The sequence below is a fragment of the Klebsiella quasivariicola genome (assembly GCF_002269255.1).
GTDB lineage: Bacteria > Pseudomonadota > Gammaproteobacteria > Enterobacterales > Enterobacteriaceae > Klebsiella > Klebsiella quasivariicola.
Map to the genome: position 1 here is coordinate 2,815,192 of NZ_CP022823.1, position 16,558 is coordinate 2,831,749.

Sequence of the window (16,558 nt, forward strand, 5' to 3'; positions counted from 1 at the left end):
TAAAACAATGATATAGATATTATCCCTACATTTTCGCCGTTCTCTGCTTTAGGCGTTTATTGACGCGCCTCGCCAGGAATAATCTCGCCATCCCATTAATTTTGATTTACATCAATACCCTTTCGGCATTTAAACTGCATTTTACAGCGCGATTATTTTGGCAAGGTGTATACGACATTGGTTTTACGACTTGGATATTTTTTTCGCCGTCCTGCCAGTTTGTGGGGATGGTTGATGTGCAACGCACTTAATGGTATCGCGATTGTACTCTGCTTTCGTGGGATAAGCCGCATCACTGGCTACAGCGAAGCGGTCTGGCAGGCCATCATCACGCTGGCTATTATTATATCAACCTGGTATAGCGCGAATTATTTCGCTGCGCTGGAATCACGTCATGACAAACGACGCTTTTTGCTGCTGGCCTGGGTGGTGATGACTATTTTGTTGAATTTCATTCACCTCAGTGACGGCTAACGCGGACATACAAGGAATCTGCTAATGACGCTGGCGATGCTGTGGGTGCTTATCAGCCACCATAAAGGGCTGACGCTTTTGCTGGTCGTGATTATTGCGCTGCTCTTTATCGCGATCGCCCCGCTGATAAAGAGGCTGTTGCGTAACCTCCACCGCGACCCCTGACCGTTCTGAGCAGGTCGCCGACAGGCGGCCTGCTCTCTTATCTGTACCATTTGCGCCCCCCGACCGCAGCCATTCAGCCTCAATGTTCGCGCACAAAAAGAAATGAGAACCATTATCAATCAAGCTGTGCTAACGTGTCGGCCCGACAAAATGTCAGAAGATAAAAAACAGGGGGAACAGACGACGTGAAGCAGAGTTCAGGGAGCATCACCACAGGCCGGGCTAGCGGGCTGCTGACGCTGGCGGTTGGAGCACTCTTCTACAGTAGCGGCAGCTGCGCCCGGCCAGATCTTCAGCCGCTGGGGCCAAACATCGCGGCCAAAGGATCGGCTTTCTACCACTTTACCCAACGCCAGTATGATTCTGTCGATGGTGCACGCCACTACCGGGTGTGGACCGCCGTACCCAATAAAGCGCCCCCTGCCGCCGGTTACCCGGTGCTGTATATGCTGGACGGTAACGCGGTGATGGATAAGCTCAGCGACGCATTTTTGCAGCAGCTTTCCGCTGGCTCCCCGCCGGTGATCGTCGCGATCGGCTATCAGACGGCGCTGCCTTTCGACACCGCCGCCCGGGCCTGGGATTACACCCCACCGCTAAAGACGTTCACACCTCGCACGGGTAAACCCGCGCCACCGCCGCGGAAAACCGGTGGCAATTATATTTTTCGCCAGCTCCTGACCGAAACGATGGTGCCCCAGGCGGAAGCTAACCTGAAAATAGATCCGCGCCAGCGGGCTCTCTGGGGCCACTCCTACGGCGGACTGTTTGTACTCGACGCGTGGCGAAACCACTCCCTGTTCAGGATCTACTATTCTGCCAGCCCGTCGCTTGGCCAGGCGCAGACCTATCCCCTGAAGGACACCGCGACCCTTGATGGCACCGCGTTTACCGGGACGTCACTGTATCTGCTGGAAGGCGATGGAAAAGCCGCCGCCGAGCCCTCCGGGCATGAAGCCTCCCTGGGCGTACTGCGTCAGACCCAGCGGCAGCTGGCCGGTAACGGTCTGACGGTGCAGTTCTGGCGCTACCCTGGACTGACGCATGGGCAGATGTTCGATGTCTCGTTGCGCTCCGCGCTGCTTCATCTCTCCGGGCAGCCTCCGTTGGCGCATCAGTAACGATCCCGCGCCCACCAGCCAACGGCGGGCGCGTTAATTCTGCTGCGGCAGATGGTTAATATCGACCGGCTCGCCGAACAGAAAGCCCTGCATTTCGTCGCATCCCTCTTCTTCGAGGATCTGCCGTTGCCCCTCGGTTTCCACCCCTTCGGCGATAAGCGGGGTATTGATTGAGTTACCCAGCGAAATTATCGCCCGCACAAAAGAACGAACCTGAGGATTGCTCTCCACATCCTGCATAAAGCTACGGTCGAGTTTAATCACGTCGAAATGAAAATCGCGCAGCATGCTCAGGGAGGAGTAGCCGGTGCCGAAATCATCCAGCGCGATACTGATGCCCATTTTTTGCAGATGATGCAGCACGCTGAACGCCAGCTGTTTATTGATGATGAACGCCGTCTCCGTCACTTCAAATTCCAGCAGGCTAACCGGATAAGCGGTTCGCATCAGGATCTCGCGGACTTTTTCGATAAAGCTACGGTGACGCAACTGTACCGGTGAGATATTAACTGAGATTTTTTTGTTCAGCCGGTTATCCAGTGACTCGCTACAGACCTGCTCCAGTACCCAGTAGCCTAATGGCACAATGGCGCCACTCTCCTCGGCGACCGGAATAAACACCTCCGGAGGGATCGCTCCCAGCTGCGGATGCTGCCAGCGCAACAGCGCTTCGTAACCGGTTATCCGCCGATCTTTAATATTGCGGATCGCCTGATAGTGCAGCGAGAACTCTCCGGTGTGAATTCCACGGCGAATGTCGGCGGCCATCATATTTCGCTGCCGCGTTTTGTCATCCATTTCACGTTCGTACCAGCATATTTTGGTATCGAGACTGCTTTTCGCCCGGTACATGGCCAGATCGGAATTACTCAGTACGGTGTTAATGTCCGTTCCGTCCAGCGGATAGACCGAAATGCCAATGCTGGCGGAAAGGATCACTTCCGTTGCGGCAAAGGTCTGTTTGCCGCTAAAACAGTGCCACAGGCGGGCGGCAAAGGCGTCCACTTCGCTCTCATCCTAGAAAGGCTTGAGCGCAACAAACTCATCGCCGCCAAAGCGCGCCACCACCTCCTCTTTCTGCAGCGTTTTCAGCACCGCGCCCGCCACGCGCTGCAGCAGCTGATCGCCAATAAGATGGCCTTCCAGATCGTTAATCTCTTTAAACTTATCCAGGTCGACTGTGAAAACAGCAAACCGGCGGGCATCATTACTGGTGATCAGCTTTTCCGCCCGCTCGAAGAATTCCACGCGGTTAGTTAACCCGGTCAGCGCATCGTATCGCGCCATCCAGGCAATACGATCGTTAATCGCCTTTTGTTCACTAATATCCCGGGTAATTTTGGCAAAACCCAGCAGGGTATTTTGCTCATCGTGGATAGTATCGATCATCACATGCGCCCAGAAGCGGGAGCCGTCTTTGCGATAGCGCCAGCCTTCGCCCTCAAACTGTCCGGTACGGACCGCAACCTCCAGATTTTTCGCTGGCACGCCGGAGCGCTGCTCGGCCTCGCTATAGAAGAGACCAAAATAGCGACCGATAATCTCTTCGCTCAGATAGCCCTTTGCCCGGCGGGCACCTTCGTTCCAGCTGATGACCGCGCCGTCGGTGCTCAGGATATATATGGCATAATCTTTAACACTTTCAATAAAGTGGCGATAGGCAATGTCTGTCAGGTGATCGTGACTCATGTTACAGCGCTCTCTGTGGCTCGGTCGTGGCAAAACGCACTAGATATAGCAGAACAACACCCATGATGAATACAAGGTTAACGCGTTATGTTGCCCTCTTTGCGGCCCCGGCAGTCGCAGGCAGTGCAGCGAATACATGATAAAGCGTAGTGGAATCTCCTGTCCGCTGAGGTGATCGCCTCGGCCTTTTTGCCACTTCAATCGTCCACTAATAGTCACTTTTATTGATTAAAAAGTTTGATTGAAAGAATAAATAAAAGGAGTAATGTTAATAATACTTTCTATGGAGGTTAAATATGTTGCGTGATTATTTAAAAGTGGAAAAAGAAGACCAGCTTGTTGAACAACAGAGTCGTCATGACAATAACCAGCATTATTCGGCAGTCACTGAATGGGTTATTCTGAGTAAAGACGGTCAGCGTAAAGGCCGGGTGTCACTTTTCGACCGCTTTACGACCCGCCGCTCCTGGAGCGACTGCTTTCGCATAACGCAGTTCGATAACAGTGGTAAAGTCGTGGTGGATAAACTCACCGACGCGCTGTAAACCCCCTGGATTCCCGGCCTGACGGGAGAATATTAATACGCAAAATTAACACCTGCATAAAATATACTGATGCGTTGCCATCATGTTATTTTCTTTCTGCATACCGATAATTTAATGGGTAATTTTCGCCATGGTGAACAGCGCGAATGTTTAACCCGAAAAAATGCTGAATATAAGCCCGCTGGTCGGGCTTTTTTACATGGTGCTCACCATCCACGCCACAAAATGCCAAGGACATACCGCACTGGATTGTATACGATGTATATACGAATCATTACGGTATATATCTATGGGAATCGTCAAAATCTCCGATCTGCTGCACGATGATATTCGTGATGCCAGCAAAGCCATGTCCCGCTCCGTCAATGCCCAGGCGGAATACTGGATCCGTCTGGGTATGATGAGTGAACTCTACCCCGAGCTTAACCACCAGCAAATCAAACTGCTGATGCTGAAATCCGGCTCTGACCGTCTGCTGGAGGTGATCAATGCCATCAATAATCATTAAAACTGCCGATGAACTCGCGCGGCAGCGCCATGCCGGCCAGCTGCTGGCATCGGTGTTTGATATGCTGGATACCTTTATCGTGCCCGGCGTCACCACGATGGCAATTAACGATCGAGTGGAAGATTTTATCGTCAACCAGCTGCACGCCCGCCCGGCCAGCAAGGGACAATATGATTTTCCCTATGTGTTAAACACCTCTGTTAACGATGTGGTGTGCCACGGGATCCCCAAAGCGACCGAACATCTGCGCTCGGGGATGATTGTCAATGTCGACATTACGCTGGAAAAAGCAGGCATGATCGCTGACTCCAGTAAGATGTACCTCATCGGCGACGTCTCCCCGCTGGCCCGCCGGCTGGTAAAGACCACCTATGAAGCGATGTGGAAAGGCATTGAGGTGGTGAAACCTGGCGCGACGCTGGGCGACATTGGCCATGCTATCCAGCGCTGGGTCGAGGACCATGGCTACAGCGTGGTCAGAGAATACTGCGGTCACGGCGTTGGTCAGGAAATGCATGAGGAGCCGCAGGTGCTGCATTACGGCAGGCCCGGGGAAGGCGCCGTGTTGCGCGAAGGCATGGTGTTCACTATCGAGCCGATGGTCAACCAGGGCGACAGCCGCATCAAGACCAAAAAAGATGGCTGGACGGTGGTTACCCGCGATAAAAAACTGTCGGCACAGTGGGAACATACCGTAGCCGTCACCGCGAACGGTTTTGAGGTGCTGACGCTACGCGACGATGAGCAAGCGCGGATACACAGCGTGTCTTCCCTTTCTGTATGACGGTGGGCCGCTTGCCGATCCCGCTGTTCGCCCGGGAGCCCGGCTAACGTCTGATTCTGCTGCCGGGCGGCGGCAATAATTGTTTTCATGAATGATTTTCTGCGCGCGCGTCGCCCCGGTGCTTACGACTGGCGCGCGCATAAACCCCACCACAGCTTACCTTTTACCTTCTGCATCCGCTTACCCTTCATCGCCTCTATCCCGCCTTAGCGATAGCGAATAATCACATCCGCTTCACTATGCTGTGCATTTCGCCAGTGGATACTGACCTCGCCGCGATTATCCGGCATCGCATAGCGTGGGCGGTGGCCTGTCACAGCGACCTGTTGCGGTGAACGGTGCTGGCACGAAACCGCGATACGATCGCGCTGCGGGGTGATAAGACAGGCCGGATTGATGACATGCCCTGAAAAATGAACCTGACCAGAGAGGGCCGCAGACGACGCCAGCGGCGCCAGACACAGACATAACAGAGCGAGACGGGACGGAGACATAGCAATCTTCCTTGAGAACGGGTGACACTGCGCGGCACAGAATCGTTTCTGTGTCATACAACCTGCGGCTTCCTGCCGTTACTCCACGCTACTGCAAAATAATGGCAGCGTAAATGATTATTCCGGGCTGTCCGTTCAACTGCCGGGAATAACAGCAACTTTTTATCAAAAATATGTCGGAATAGTTATCTACTGGAAATAATGCATTATATGTATGGAACCATTTTTAATATCAAATGAGATTATACTTACACTAAAAAATAAATAATGTTACAGCTTAACACACCTTATCAATGGGCCTTTACGATGTTCTCCGTATAATCCCGCCCCCGACGGCAGTATACATTAGCGATGCTTACCGTTCTTTTGTGAACAGAAATAAAAAACATGCTTTAAAAATGTTAAACGCTTTTATTAACTTGTGATTATTTAATAAGGTTTGAGTATGAAAGAAAAAGGCACCCTGCTGGTTGTTGGTTCACTGCTGGCCTTAAGTCTGGCTACTGTGACCACCGCCCGCGCGGCGGGAACACTGAATTTCACCGGTAAAATTATTAACGAGTCCTGCCAGATCGCTAACAATGGTGGCGATGTGAATGTCGATTTTGGCAACGTCGATATGTCGGCGCTGAAATCACATGAAGCGAAAACCGCAGAAACGCCGTTCACCATCAACCTGACCGGCTGCCCGCTGGCACAGAACATCAGTATCAGCCTGGAGGGTACCCCAGACACCAATGCTAACGGCACCAGCGCCGCCGTGCTGGCGCTCTCCGACGCCGCGGATACCGCCAAAGGTGTGGGCATTGAAGTCTTCTCTTCTCCTGATGGCTCAACGGAAGGCACTCAGCTGACCTTTGACAAGCAGAGCAAAACGGCGGTTTCGCAAGCCGACGAAAACGGTGATATTGCATTTAACTTTATTGCCGATCTGAAAAGCGATTCCTCACAGGATGTGACTGCCGGCAATATTAATGCCACAGCCAATATTGATATTGTTTATGAATAGAATGTTCTGATTTCCGTCGTTATCAAGGGCAGATCCCCCTGCCCTTATTTTCATTCCTCGTGACCGGATCCTCAACTATGCAGTGTTATAAAGTGGCTTTTATCCTGAGTCTTCTCTTTTGCCCGTTCCTGGCGTCTGCCGCCGGGGTTGCCATTGCCGGCACACGTGTTATTTATAATGAACAAAGTCATGAGGCCGACATTACCGTCAAAAATACGAATCCTCACGATCCGGTGCTTATTCAGAGCTGGGTGGACGATCTGGCTGATAATAATAAATCACCCTTTATCGTCACCCCGCCATTGTTCCGTCTGGACGCCGGAGACAGCAACGATCTGCGCGTGCTGTTAACCTCGCCGCAGCTACCGCATGACCGGGAGAGTTTGTTCACCCTGAACATCAAAGTGATTCCCGCCAATACCGCACCGGCTGGCGAGAACATTCTGCAATTTGCCATTAAGAATCAACTTAAGTTAATTTATCGCCCGGCAGGGCTCCCCGGCTCGGCGCTCGACGCGGCGCAGCACCTGCGCTGGCACGTCAGTGGCAACCACCTGCAGGCGGAAAACGCCTCTCCCTATTATGTGACTATCACCACGCTCAGCTGCGCGGGCCAGAACCAGAAAACGCCGCTTGAGCACAGCGTGATTGCCCCTCACAGCCGTGAAGAGTACGCCCTGGCCGGCGAGTCCTGCGCCCACGAGGTGAGCTGGCGCATACTGGATGACTTTGGCGCTGTACAGACGTTTAGCGCCCCCGTCCCGGCGCATTAACCGCCTGAAATCGCGATGCGCCACGGCCCGGCTCATACCGTTACCGTCGTCAGCCTCTCCATCCTGCTTGCCGGACAGAGCGCGCCTTTGCACGCCCAGGCGACCTTTAATATGGATCTGCTGGAAAAAAACGACCATTTGCCGACGGTGGATCTGCAGCGCTTCAATCAGCAAACGAGCCAGCCGCCTGGCGACTATCCGGTGAACTGGCAGGTCAACGGCGTCACCCTGGACGCCCGTAAGATCATCACGTTTCGCCAGAACGATCGCGGACAATTGACGCCCTGCCTTCAACGGGAAGACCTGGTGCAGGCGGGGGTTAATCCGGCCGTGCTGGCACAGGCACCCGGCGCAACGCCCCGCTCATGCCCCGAACTCACCACGCTGCTGCCGGGCAGTACGGTCAATTTCGATTTTGCCCATCAACGGCTGTTAATGACCATTCCCCAGGCGCTGATGACGCACCAGGCGAGGGATAATGTCCCTTCTGCGCTGTGGGATGAAGGTATCAGCGCCTTTCAGAGCAATTACCGCTTTTCAGGCGCCAGCCAGCGTACCCGCGAGGGCAACACCGAGCGCGATAACTATCTGATGTTGAAAAGTGGCGTGAACGCCGGCGCCTGGCGCCTGCGCGCCAGCAACAGCCTGACCGCCAACAGCGACGATAAGCCCCACTGGACCACCAGCGGCGCCTGGCTTGAGCGCGATCTGACGCGCTGGCGGAGTGAACTGACGCTCGGGGATACCTTCACGTCGGGCGATGTGTTCGACGCGGTCCAGTTTCAGGGAATTGCCCTCGCCTCCAGTGATGCGATGCTCCCGGACTCGCAGAAAGGTTTTGCCCCGACCATCCGCGGGATAGCCAGAACCAACGCCCAGGTCACGGTTCGGCAAAATGGCTACGTGCTGTATCAAACCTACGTCACCCCTGGCGCGTTCGTGATTGACGATCTTTATCCTACCGCCAGTAGCGGCAATCTTGAGGTTGCCGTCAAAGAGTCGGATGGCGAAATTCGCCGCTTCACCCAGCCGTATGCTTCGGTGACCAGCATGCAGCGCGAAGGCAACCTGAAATACAACCTCGTCGCCGGGCGCTATCATAGCGACGATGCCAGCGAGCAGCCGTCGATGATGCAGCTGTCGCTGATGCGCGGATTTGCCCACAACCTGACGCTGTTTGGCGGGCTGCAAAGCACGGCGCAATACCACAATCTCTCGGTCGGTGCGGGACAAGGGCTGGGCGATGCCGGGGCGCTCTCGCTGCAGTTGTTAAACGCCCGTGACGGGCAGCAGCAGGATCCGATCGATGGCCGGGCCTGGCAGCTCCAGTACAGCAAAGGTTTTGACCGTCTTGGCACGCAGTTCACCTTCACGGGCTGGCGTTATTCACATCAGCGCTATGCCACGCTGAGCGAGGCGTATTCCAGCCCGGATCCCGACGCCGACTCGCAGGATAACGACAACAAAAAATCGACCCTGCAAATCACCGCCAGCCAGAGTCTGCCGTACGATATCACCCTCTATCTGAGTCTCGACCAGGACAGCTACTGGTCAGGGGGCGCCACACAGCGTACCGCCAATATGGGGATCAGCAGCCAGTTTCACGGTATCGCGTGGTCGCTCAGCTACAGCGACTCTCACAGCAGTGACAGTGATGAGGAGGACGACGAGCCACAGTCCGACAAAGTGGTGACGTTGTCACTTTCAGTGCCGCTGAGCCATCTGCTGCCGGGCAGCTATGCCGGCTATACCCTGACCTCCTCCCGCCACAGTGCCGACAGTCAGATGGTCAGTCTCAACGGCACCTTGCTGGATAATCATGCACTTAGCTACGCCGTCAGCCAAACGCTCGATCGGCAAAACGGGCACAGCGGCAGCCTGACGGCCGGCTACAGCAGTGGAATGGGCGACCTCAATATCGGCTACAGCCGCGATTCGCAGGCCACTCGCCTGAACTACGGCGCCAGCGGAGGTATCCTGATTCACCGCCACGGGGTGGTCTTTACGCCCGAAATGAATGGTTCGGTTGTACTGATTGACGCCGGTGGTGCCAGCGGTGTGACCCTCGCCAACCAGAAAACCATCACCACCAATGGAGACGGGTACGCCGTGTTGCCCTTCGCCACCGCCTATCACCGCAACGACGTCTCCCTCGACAGCCACTCGCTGCCGGAGAATGTGGATCTGGCCAACAGCACCGTGACGCTGGTGCCCACCAAAGACGCGGTGGTGCTGGCGCGTTTTCACACCCACGTTGGTTATAAAGCGCTGTTTACACTGCAGTCGCAGGGACAACCGCTGCCCTTTGGCAGCGAGGTGCGCGCCAAAGATACCAGCAGCATCGTTGCCAGCGAGGGTCAGGTGTACCTCGCCGGCCTGGCGCCGAAAGGCACCCTGTATGCACAATGGGGGCCAGGCCCTCAGCAGCACTGTACTGCCCGCTACGATCTCACCCCGACGCTGGCGCAGACACCCCATCCACTCATTTTACAGCAGACGTTAACATGTCCTTTTTAACTCTCCTGCGTCGGGCCGCTCTGACGCTGTTACTTGCCCTGTTACCGGCCGTCAGCGGATGGGCCTGTACGCCAGTGTTTGTCCGCGGCCAGGCCAGCACCCTTCGGCTGAACGTAGGGCAACTCACCGTGCCGGCTGACGCCAGACCGGGCACCCCGCTGTATCACAAAAGTTTTGCCTGGAATCGCCTTAGCGACGGCGGCGAACAGTGGATCCGCTGCGCGGACGACCCGCACGGACTGTCGCCGCTGCTGCTGGACAGTCTGCTGTCCGGCGGGGCGACGCGACCGACGGTTTATCAAACCAACCTCGCCGGCATTGGCGTTCGCGTATCGCTGCGCGCTATCGGCGGCTATGGCGGCTTTCCTGACCGGCCGACGCCCTCGCCGTTTAGCGAACGGGTGAACAATCCGGCCATATTGCCTGATGCGGTGTGGAAACTGGGCTATTTCCGCCTGACGATTGAGCTTATTAAAACCGGTCCCGCGGCGACACCGGGCGAGCTTGAGTATCACAGCGAGCATTTTTTAATGGCAGAGCATACCCCGCTGGCCGCGTTAGACTTAACCGGCAGGGTCAACACCGCGGGATGTTCCGTGAATGACGCCACGCCAGCGCTGATTAAGCTGCCCGCCGCGATGCTTGACCACTTCGGCGGCGTCGGCAAAACCACCGGCGATACCCCTTTCGCGCTGCAGCTGGATTGCAACAGCGCGGTCACGGTTTCCCTGCGTGTTGACGGCGCAGAGCCCCTCACCGCCCGGGATCATGGCGTTTTGCGCAATGACGCCACGGACGATCGGGCGCAGGGTATCGGGGTGCAACTGCTTTACCATCGTCAGCCGGTCGCCCTGAATCATGAGATGACGCTGGGCAGCGCCAGCCCGGGACGGTTTACGCTGCCGCTCACTGCCCGCTACTACCAGACCCGCCCCCGGGTCACCGCCGGTCAGGTGTCGGCCGTTGCGACCTATACCTTACATTATGACTAAGCGATGGCGAACCGACGGATGAAGGAATTGCTCTGACCCACGAATCGTAAGAGAATAGCCGCTACACGCGACGATCTGATTACACGGGAGTTTATCATCAGCCATTCTCGTCGATTCCCCTTAGCCAGCAAAGTGGCGCTGGCAGGTGCGGTTCTCATTGCCGCCGGCATGCTGTTCAGCTGCACCAGTAAGGCCCCTAAATCCCTCGTCACGCCGCCGAAAAGCGCAGCCGTTAAAGCCGGCCAGACGCACCGGGAGCCGGTACGCGGCGTGTGGCTCACCACCGTTTCGCGCCTTGACTGGCCGCCGGTCGGGTCGATTATTGCCAGTACGCCGGAGAGCCGCATCACCCAGCAAAAGCTGGCGCTGATCGCCAAACTCGATAACCTGCAGCGCCTGGGCATTAACACCGTCTTTTTCCAGGTGAAGCCGGACGGTACGGCGCTCTGGCGGTCAGATATTCTGCCGTGGTCCGATATGCTGACCGGTAAAATCGGCGAATACCCCGGCTACGATCCGCTGCAGTTTATGCTGGATGAAGCGCACAAGCGCGGTATGAAGGTTCACGCATGGTTTAACCCCTATCGTGTCTCGGTCAACACCAAACCGTCGACCGTTGCCGAGCTGAATAACACCCTCACGCAGGTGCCGGCCAGCGTGTTCGTCCTGCACCGTAACTGGATCCGCACCGCCAGCGATCGCTTTGTTCTCGACCCGGGCATCCCCGAAGCGCGGGACTGGATCACCAGCATCGTCGCAGAAGTGGTGCAAAACTACCCGATTGACGGTGTGCAGTTCGACGACTATTTCTACACCGAAACCGCCGCTTCACCGCTTAACGATAATGAAACCTTCCGCCGTTACGGGCAGGGCTACGCCTCGAAAGGCGACTGGCGCCGGCATAACACCCAGCAGCTCATTGCCCAGGTTTCCAGCACCATCAAAAAGCTCAATCCGAACGTTGAGTTTGGCGTGAGCCCGGCCGGGGTGTGGCGCAACCGCTCCCACGATCCGGCGGGGTCGGATACCCGGGGCGCGGCCGCGTATGATGAGTCCTATGCCGATACCCGCAGCTGGGTGCAGCAGGGACTGCTCGACTACATCGCCCCGCAGATCTACTGGCCGTTTGCCCGCGATGCGGCGCGCTATGATGTGCTGGCCAACTGGTGGGCCGAGGTGGTTAAGCCAACGCATACCCGGCTGTATATCGGCGTGGCGCTGTACAAAGTGGGTGAGCCGTCTAAAAATGAGCCTGACTGGACGGTGGACGGCGGTGTGCCGGAGCTGAAAAAGCAGCTCGACCTCAATGAGACTCTGCCGCAGATCCAGGGCACGATCCTGTTCCGCGAAAATAATCTCAATCAGCCGCAAACCCGACAGGCGGTCAACTATCTGCGCAGCCGCTGGGGGCAGCCGCAGAGCTAGCCGCCCGCCGGCTTCGCTATAACGCCTGCAACCCTTGCTGCAGGCGGGCGTGCAGCTTCAGCATATTCTCCGTAATGGCCTGCCAGACGTGGGCGGAAAAGTCCGCTGGCAGCGTCCGGCGGGCGCTGTCGATAGCCTGCGGCACCCGCCCGGCAAACTCATTGAGGATCGCCAGCATCTGCTCCCGGGGAAAGTTCACCGCTTTGGCGGTCGCCAGAAAATGACGCGGATAGATCGCGTTAATCTCCGTTTTCCGCCCTTTTGTGGCATTGAGCCCCATCGACAGCTTCAGATCGCGCAGATGCAGACCCGTGCCGCCCAGTACCGGAAACGCCGAAATAATGTCGTAGAACGGCGTTAAGCGGTAACTACCGCCGGGCAGCAGGTAAATTGAGAAGTTTTTCGCGTGACCGTCCGTCGCCCCGGCCAGCCACTGAAAGACCATGAATTTCATAAAGTCAGCGCGGTCTTTCAGGGCTTCACTGGACCCCAGCAGAAAAGACATTATCGCGGCGATCCCCGGTCCGCCGTCGGACTCGTATTTCATCGCTGAAGGAAGACCAAACGCCTGACACAGATCCTCCTGCGGCAGACGCAGCAGCACCCGTCCCTCCTGCGCCCAGCGCCGGTCGAAGCGGGTCACCGCCAGCGCGCGGATCCGCGGGGTGGTGATGATCTCTGCCTCCGGCACCGCCAGGCCCAGCGCTCTGGCCAGCGCCAGGCACAGATACTCGTTATCCACGCTTTCACGCAGATCCAGCGTTGCATTAGGCTGCTTAATCTCGCCGATCGGCAGTTTAATGATATGCGTGGTCGGCGTGGTGCCCTGCGGAATACACCAGTGTCCGCCCATCCGCAGCAGCGCCGTTTTCTCCTGGGCGCCGGCCACCGAGATACGGAAATCATCCTGGCCGTTCACCATTCCGAGAGGTATATCCGACTGGTAGGCGGTCAGCAGAGAGGTGAGTTGCGCCTCGTCCAGCGTCTGCCAGCGCAATGCCTCCAGATACGCCTCTTCCCCCGGCGGCAGCAGGGTCACCGCCCCTACGCTATCGCGCCCGACTTCGGCCAGCAGATCGAACGGCTGCGTTGAGCGCGCCTGATAGCGCCTGACGATCCGGTCGCGGACCTGTGGGCTGTCGGGCAGCAGGTTATCAAAATAGTGATACACCGCGTCGGCGGTGATATTGCCATACTGCAGCGGCAGCGAGAGGGAGAGCGGTCTGGCGCGCGGGCTGCGCAGCCACTCTTCGTCGTAGCGAAAACTGTGCGCCCCGTTGGCCTGGCGGGTTAAGGTGCCCACGCGCACATTGTTCATCCAGGTGATAAGCGTTGCCATTACCAGTCAAGGTCCGTGTTGTTATCGGGAGCCGGCGCCGTCTCTGTGGCTTTGGCGTTCAGGGTCATCACCACCCCCAGCGACTGGAGGATCTTAAACAGCGTGGTTAAGGTGGTTTTGTCGGGGTGATTTTCAAAATTGGACAGCGTCGCCTGCTTAATACCGATCCGCCTGGCCAGCGCATCCTGTGTCCAGTGGTTCTGCTGGCGCAGCAGCTTCAGATAATTGGCCAGCTGCACGGGACTGTATATCTGCGGGGAATTCATCGTCTGGTTCCTCACCATCATTTATCCCTTTATCGGGATAAATTTGGTTTTATACCCTGCAGGGGATAATGTCAAGATTATCCCCTGATGGGGATAGAAAGAGGATTATCCTCATGTGGGGATAAAGCAGGAAAGAGGGTAGCCTGAGATGCCTGTACATGCCCGGTGGCGGCTGCACCTTACCGGGCCTGGGGGCTGTCTCTGCCCGCTCCGTAACGATCCAGGCCGGACAGCCGGGCTTAACTGCCGCGATAGGTCGACCACCCGCCCGGGGCGATGAGAAACGGCAGATGGAAATGGTCATCTGCCGCCTCGCCGATGACAAAATCAATCTGCGCCCGGGTAAAGACGCTCTCGCGCCCGGCGCGGGTAAACCACGCCCCGGTTTCCGCCGTTAAGCAATAGCGCCCCGCCGGCAGCGGCGCGTCGCTGAAGGTGGCGATACGCCCCTGCGCATTGGTCACCAGGGTCGCCAGCGTCTCGCCCTCCCGGCTCAGGCTGACCGTTACGCCTTCTGCCGGCGTACCGGTGGAAATATCCAGAATATGGGTGCTCAGGGTGCTCATTCGCCAATCACTCCTTCCAGTCTTAACATCGTAATCTCCCGCAGCTGGGCAAGCGCCTCGGCCACTTCTTCGTCGGCGGTATGCTGCAGCCGGCGCGTCAGCGCCTGCAACATCTCATCGCCGCTGCGCCCTTTGGCACGGATTAAAAACACCCGGCCAAAACGGGCCTCGTAGCGGGCATTGCCCTCCCGCAGGGCCTGCGCGAGCCGCTCATTCTCGCTGTCCACCGCCGACTGCTCCTGGCGCGACAGCGCCGCGTGCGCCTGGCTGCCGGTCGGCTTTTCACCGATCCGCGGATGGGCGCTGAGCGCCGCGTTCAGCTCGTCCTCTCCCCAGTTAGCCATCGCCTCCCGGGCGGTCTGCAGCAGCGCATGGCGGCTGGCGAAAGGTCGCAAGCTCACCAGCGTCTCGCCCCAGGCCGGGATCGCCACGCAGGGGGCCAGCAGCCCCACTGCCTCATCTTTACTCAGGCCGTTAAACTGACTCAGCGCGATCATCCTGACTCCTTATCGTTTTCGTCGCCGCCTGCTCCTGCGGCAGAATAAGGTTCAGCGCTATCGCTACCAGCCCACCGCTGGTGGCCGCCGAACCGAACAGATCGCCGACCATCGGCGGAAAATGGCTGAGAAACGCCGGCACCGACTCGACGCCAAGGCCAGCACCAAACGCCAGACCCACAATCAGCACATCGCGACGGCTCAGCGGGGTCTGAGTAATAATCCGGATCCCGGCCGCCACCACACAGCCAAACATCACCATCGTGGCGCCCCCCAGTACCGGCGCCGGGATCTGCCGCAGCAGTTCGCCTACCGGGGGAAACAGTCCAAGCAGGATCAGGATCACGCCAATGTAGCGCCCGACGTAGCGGCTGGCCACCCCGGTCATCTGGATCACGCCGTTGTTCTGCGCGAAGGTGGTGTTGGGAAAAGCACAGAGCATGGCGGCCACCATACAGCTAACGCCGTCCGCCAGGATACCGCCCTTCAGCCGGTTACGAAAAGCATGGTCATCAATAGACTGTTGCGAAATCAGCGAGTTGGCCGTCAGATCGCCCACCGCCTCCAGAATACAGACCAGCGACACCAGGGCGACCGGCAGAAATATCGCGCTGTTAAACTGAAAACCGAACGGAAACAGCGTCGGCAGACGAAACAGGGTGTCGCCCAGACTGTGAAGATGGAACTGACCGCTCAGCCCCGCCGCCACACAGCCCACGACAATGCCCACCACCACCGAGGAGAGCCGCAGCCAGCGGTTTTTGGCGCAGCTCAGCAGGACGATAACCCCGAGGGTACCCGCCCCGAGCGCGATGTTGCTCATGCTGGCGAAATCCTCGGCCTTTTCCCCACCGCACCAGTTGATGACGCTAACCTTGATCAGGCTGATGCCGATCAGCGCAATCACGCTGCCGGTAATAATCGGGGTAAAGATTTTCTTCAGCGGCTCAATAAAACGGCTGACAATCACCGGCACCAGCGCGGCGACAAAGTTAACGCCGAACAGCATCGCCATAATATCCTGCGGCCCGCCGCCCTGCGCTTTCACCCACATCCCCCCGGCCACCGCCACGCCAAGAAAGGCGAAGCTGGTGCCCTGCATGCAGATCATCCCGGCCCCCATGCCCCAGACCCGGTTGGACTGCAGAAAGGTGCCAATGCCCGAGGCCAGCAGCGACATACTGATGAGATACGGCAGCCACTCGCCAAGCCCGAGGGTCGCGCCGATGATCAGCGGCGGCGTGATAATCCCCACCAGGCCCGCCAGCACATGCTGGAGGGCGCTGAAAAAAGCCGGAAGCGGTGGGATCCGCTGTTCAAGGCCGTAAAGCAGGCCGCTGTGATGTTCGTCAGACATGGTGTTATCCCGTAGCAAAGAGAAGTGCATGGGCTAG

At 57.4% G+C, this 16,558-nt stretch carries 17 protein-coding genes and 1 pseudogene; 11 read left to right on the forward strand and 7 right to left on the reverse strand.

Annotation, left to right across the window (positions count from 1 at the left end; genetic code table 11):
- Positions 1-234: 234 nt before the first annotated feature.
- From B8P98_RS14040 to B8P98_RS14045, 3 genes are all read left to right on the forward strand, one after another.
- Entirely contained in the window at positions 235-474 is a 240-nt protein-coding gene (locus B8P98_RS14040) for a hypothetical protein (RefSeq protein WP_080924600.1), read from the forward strand.
- Positions 475-498: 24 nt separating this feature from the next.
- Complete coding sequence (locus tag B8P98_RS30960) at positions 499-639, forward strand: hypothetical protein (protein ID WP_042929501.1); 141 nt, start codon at positions 499-501, stop codon at positions 637-639.
- A 185-nt stretch (positions 640-824) separates the two neighbouring features.
- Positions 825-1,760, forward strand: coding sequence for an alpha/beta hydrolase (locus tag B8P98_RS14045; RefSeq protein ID WP_095033146.1), 936 nt, complete (start codon positions 825-827; stop codon positions 1,758-1,760).
- Between the two features lie 33 nt (positions 1,761-1,793).
- On the opposite strand, the pseudogene B8P98_RS14050 reads toward B8P98_RS14045, so the two are convergent.
- Positions 1,794-3,449: pseudogene (locus B8P98_RS14050) on the reverse strand (putative bifunctional diguanylate cyclase/phosphodiesterase).
- Positions 3,450-3,745: 296 nt separating this feature from the next.
- On the opposite strand from B8P98_RS14050, the gene B8P98_RS14055 reads away from it, so the two are divergent.
- From B8P98_RS14055 to map, 3 genes are all read left to right on the forward strand, one after another.
- Positions 3,746-3,994, forward strand: coding sequence for a hypothetical protein (locus B8P98_RS14055; protein WP_025713152.1), 249 nt, complete (start codon positions 3,746-3,748; stop codon positions 3,992-3,994).
- 289 nt (positions 3,995-4,283) lie between these two features.
- A complete protein-coding gene (locus tag B8P98_RS14060) occupies positions 4,284-4,502 on the forward strand; it encodes a ParD-like family protein (protein WP_002904808.1) in 219 nt (72 codons plus the stop codon).
- The gene (map, locus tag B8P98_RS14065) at positions 4,483-5,286 is read left to right on the forward strand and encodes a type I methionyl aminopeptidase (RefSeq protein WP_025713153.1); all 804 of its coding nucleotides are present in this window, start codon (positions 4,483-4,485) and stop codon (positions 5,284-5,286) included. Before B8P98_RS14060 ends, map begins: the two co-directional genes overlap by 20 nt.
- 206 nt (positions 5,287-5,492) lie before the next feature.
- Here map and B8P98_RS14070 read toward each other — a convergent pair whose 3' ends face one another.
- Positions 5,493-5,780 carry a hypothetical protein gene (locus B8P98_RS14070; RefSeq protein ID WP_025713154.1) on the reverse strand — a complete coding sequence of 96 codons (288 nt, stop codon included), beginning with the start codon at positions 5,778-5,780 and terminating at the stop codon, positions 5,493-5,495.
- A gap of 445 nt (positions 5,781-6,225) precedes the next feature.
- Here B8P98_RS14070 and B8P98_RS14075 point away from each other — a divergent pair, with 445 nt between their 5' ends.
- From B8P98_RS14075 to B8P98_RS14095, 5 genes are all read left to right on the forward strand, one after another.
- Positions 6,226-6,789: a fimbrial protein gene (locus B8P98_RS14075; protein WP_004143457.1), complete on the forward strand. Its 564-nt coding sequence runs from the start codon at positions 6,226-6,228 to the stop codon at positions 6,787-6,789.
- A gap of 77 nt (positions 6,790-6,866) precedes the next feature.
- Positions 6,867-7,562 carry a fimbrial biogenesis chaperone gene (locus B8P98_RS14080; RefSeq protein WP_025713155.1) on the forward strand — a complete coding sequence of 232 codons (696 nt, stop codon included), beginning with the start codon at positions 6,867-6,869 and terminating at the stop codon, positions 7,560-7,562.
- A gap of 15 nt (positions 7,563-7,577) precedes the next feature.
- Positions 7,578-10,079, forward strand: a complete 2,502-nt coding sequence (locus B8P98_RS14085) for a fimbria/pilus outer membrane usher protein (RefSeq protein WP_025713156.1) — start codon at positions 7,578-7,580, stop codon at positions 10,077-10,079.
- Positions 10,067-11,071 (forward strand): fimbrial protein, encoded by a 1,005-nt coding sequence (locus tag B8P98_RS14090; RefSeq protein WP_025713157.1) that lies wholly within the window; start codon positions 10,067-10,069, stop codon positions 11,069-11,071. Before B8P98_RS14085 ends, B8P98_RS14090 begins: the two co-directional genes overlap by 13 nt.
- A gap of 132 nt (positions 11,072-11,203) precedes the next feature.
- Positions 11,204-12,496 carry a glycoside hydrolase family 10 protein gene (locus tag B8P98_RS14095; protein ID WP_025713158.1) on the forward strand — a complete coding sequence of 431 codons (1,293 nt, stop codon included), beginning with the start codon at positions 11,204-11,206 and terminating at the stop codon, positions 12,494-12,496.
- A gap of 16 nt (positions 12,497-12,512) precedes the next feature.
- Here the strand turns inward: B8P98_RS14095 and B8P98_RS14100 are convergent, their stop codons facing one another.
- From B8P98_RS14100 to B8P98_RS14120, 5 genes are all read right to left on the reverse strand, one after another.
- Positions 12,513-13,835 carry a type II toxin-antitoxin system HipA family toxin gene (locus tag B8P98_RS14100; RefSeq protein WP_025713159.1) on the reverse strand — a complete coding sequence of 441 codons (1,323 nt, stop codon included), beginning with the start codon at positions 13,833-13,835 and terminating at the stop codon, positions 12,513-12,515.
- Positions 13,835-14,101, reverse strand: coding sequence for a type II toxin-antitoxin system antitoxin HipB (gene hipB, locus B8P98_RS14105; RefSeq protein WP_008804920.1), 267 nt, complete (start codon positions 14,099-14,101; stop codon positions 13,835-13,837). Before hipB ends, B8P98_RS14100 begins: the two co-directional genes overlap by 1 nt.
- A gap of 239 nt (positions 14,102-14,340) precedes the next feature.
- Complete coding sequence (gene uraH / locus B8P98_RS14110) at positions 14,341-14,667, reverse strand: hydroxyisourate hydrolase (protein WP_095033147.1); 327 nt, start codon at positions 14,665-14,667, stop codon at positions 14,341-14,343.
- Positions 14,664-15,164 (reverse strand): 2-oxo-4-hydroxy-4-carboxy-5-ureidoimidazoline decarboxylase, encoded by a 501-nt coding sequence (gene uraD, locus B8P98_RS14115; RefSeq protein ID WP_095033148.1) that lies wholly within the window; start codon positions 15,162-15,164, stop codon positions 14,664-14,666. Before uraD ends, uraH begins: the two co-directional genes overlap by 4 nt.
- The gene (locus B8P98_RS14120) at positions 15,142-16,521 is read right to left on the reverse strand and encodes a nucleobase:cation symporter-2 family protein (protein ID WP_095033149.1); all 1,380 of its coding nucleotides are present in this window, start codon (positions 16,519-16,521) and stop codon (positions 15,142-15,144) included. The genes uraD and B8P98_RS14120 overlap by 23 nt, the downstream gene beginning before the upstream one ends.
- Positions 16,522-16,558 lie beyond the last annotated feature (37 nt).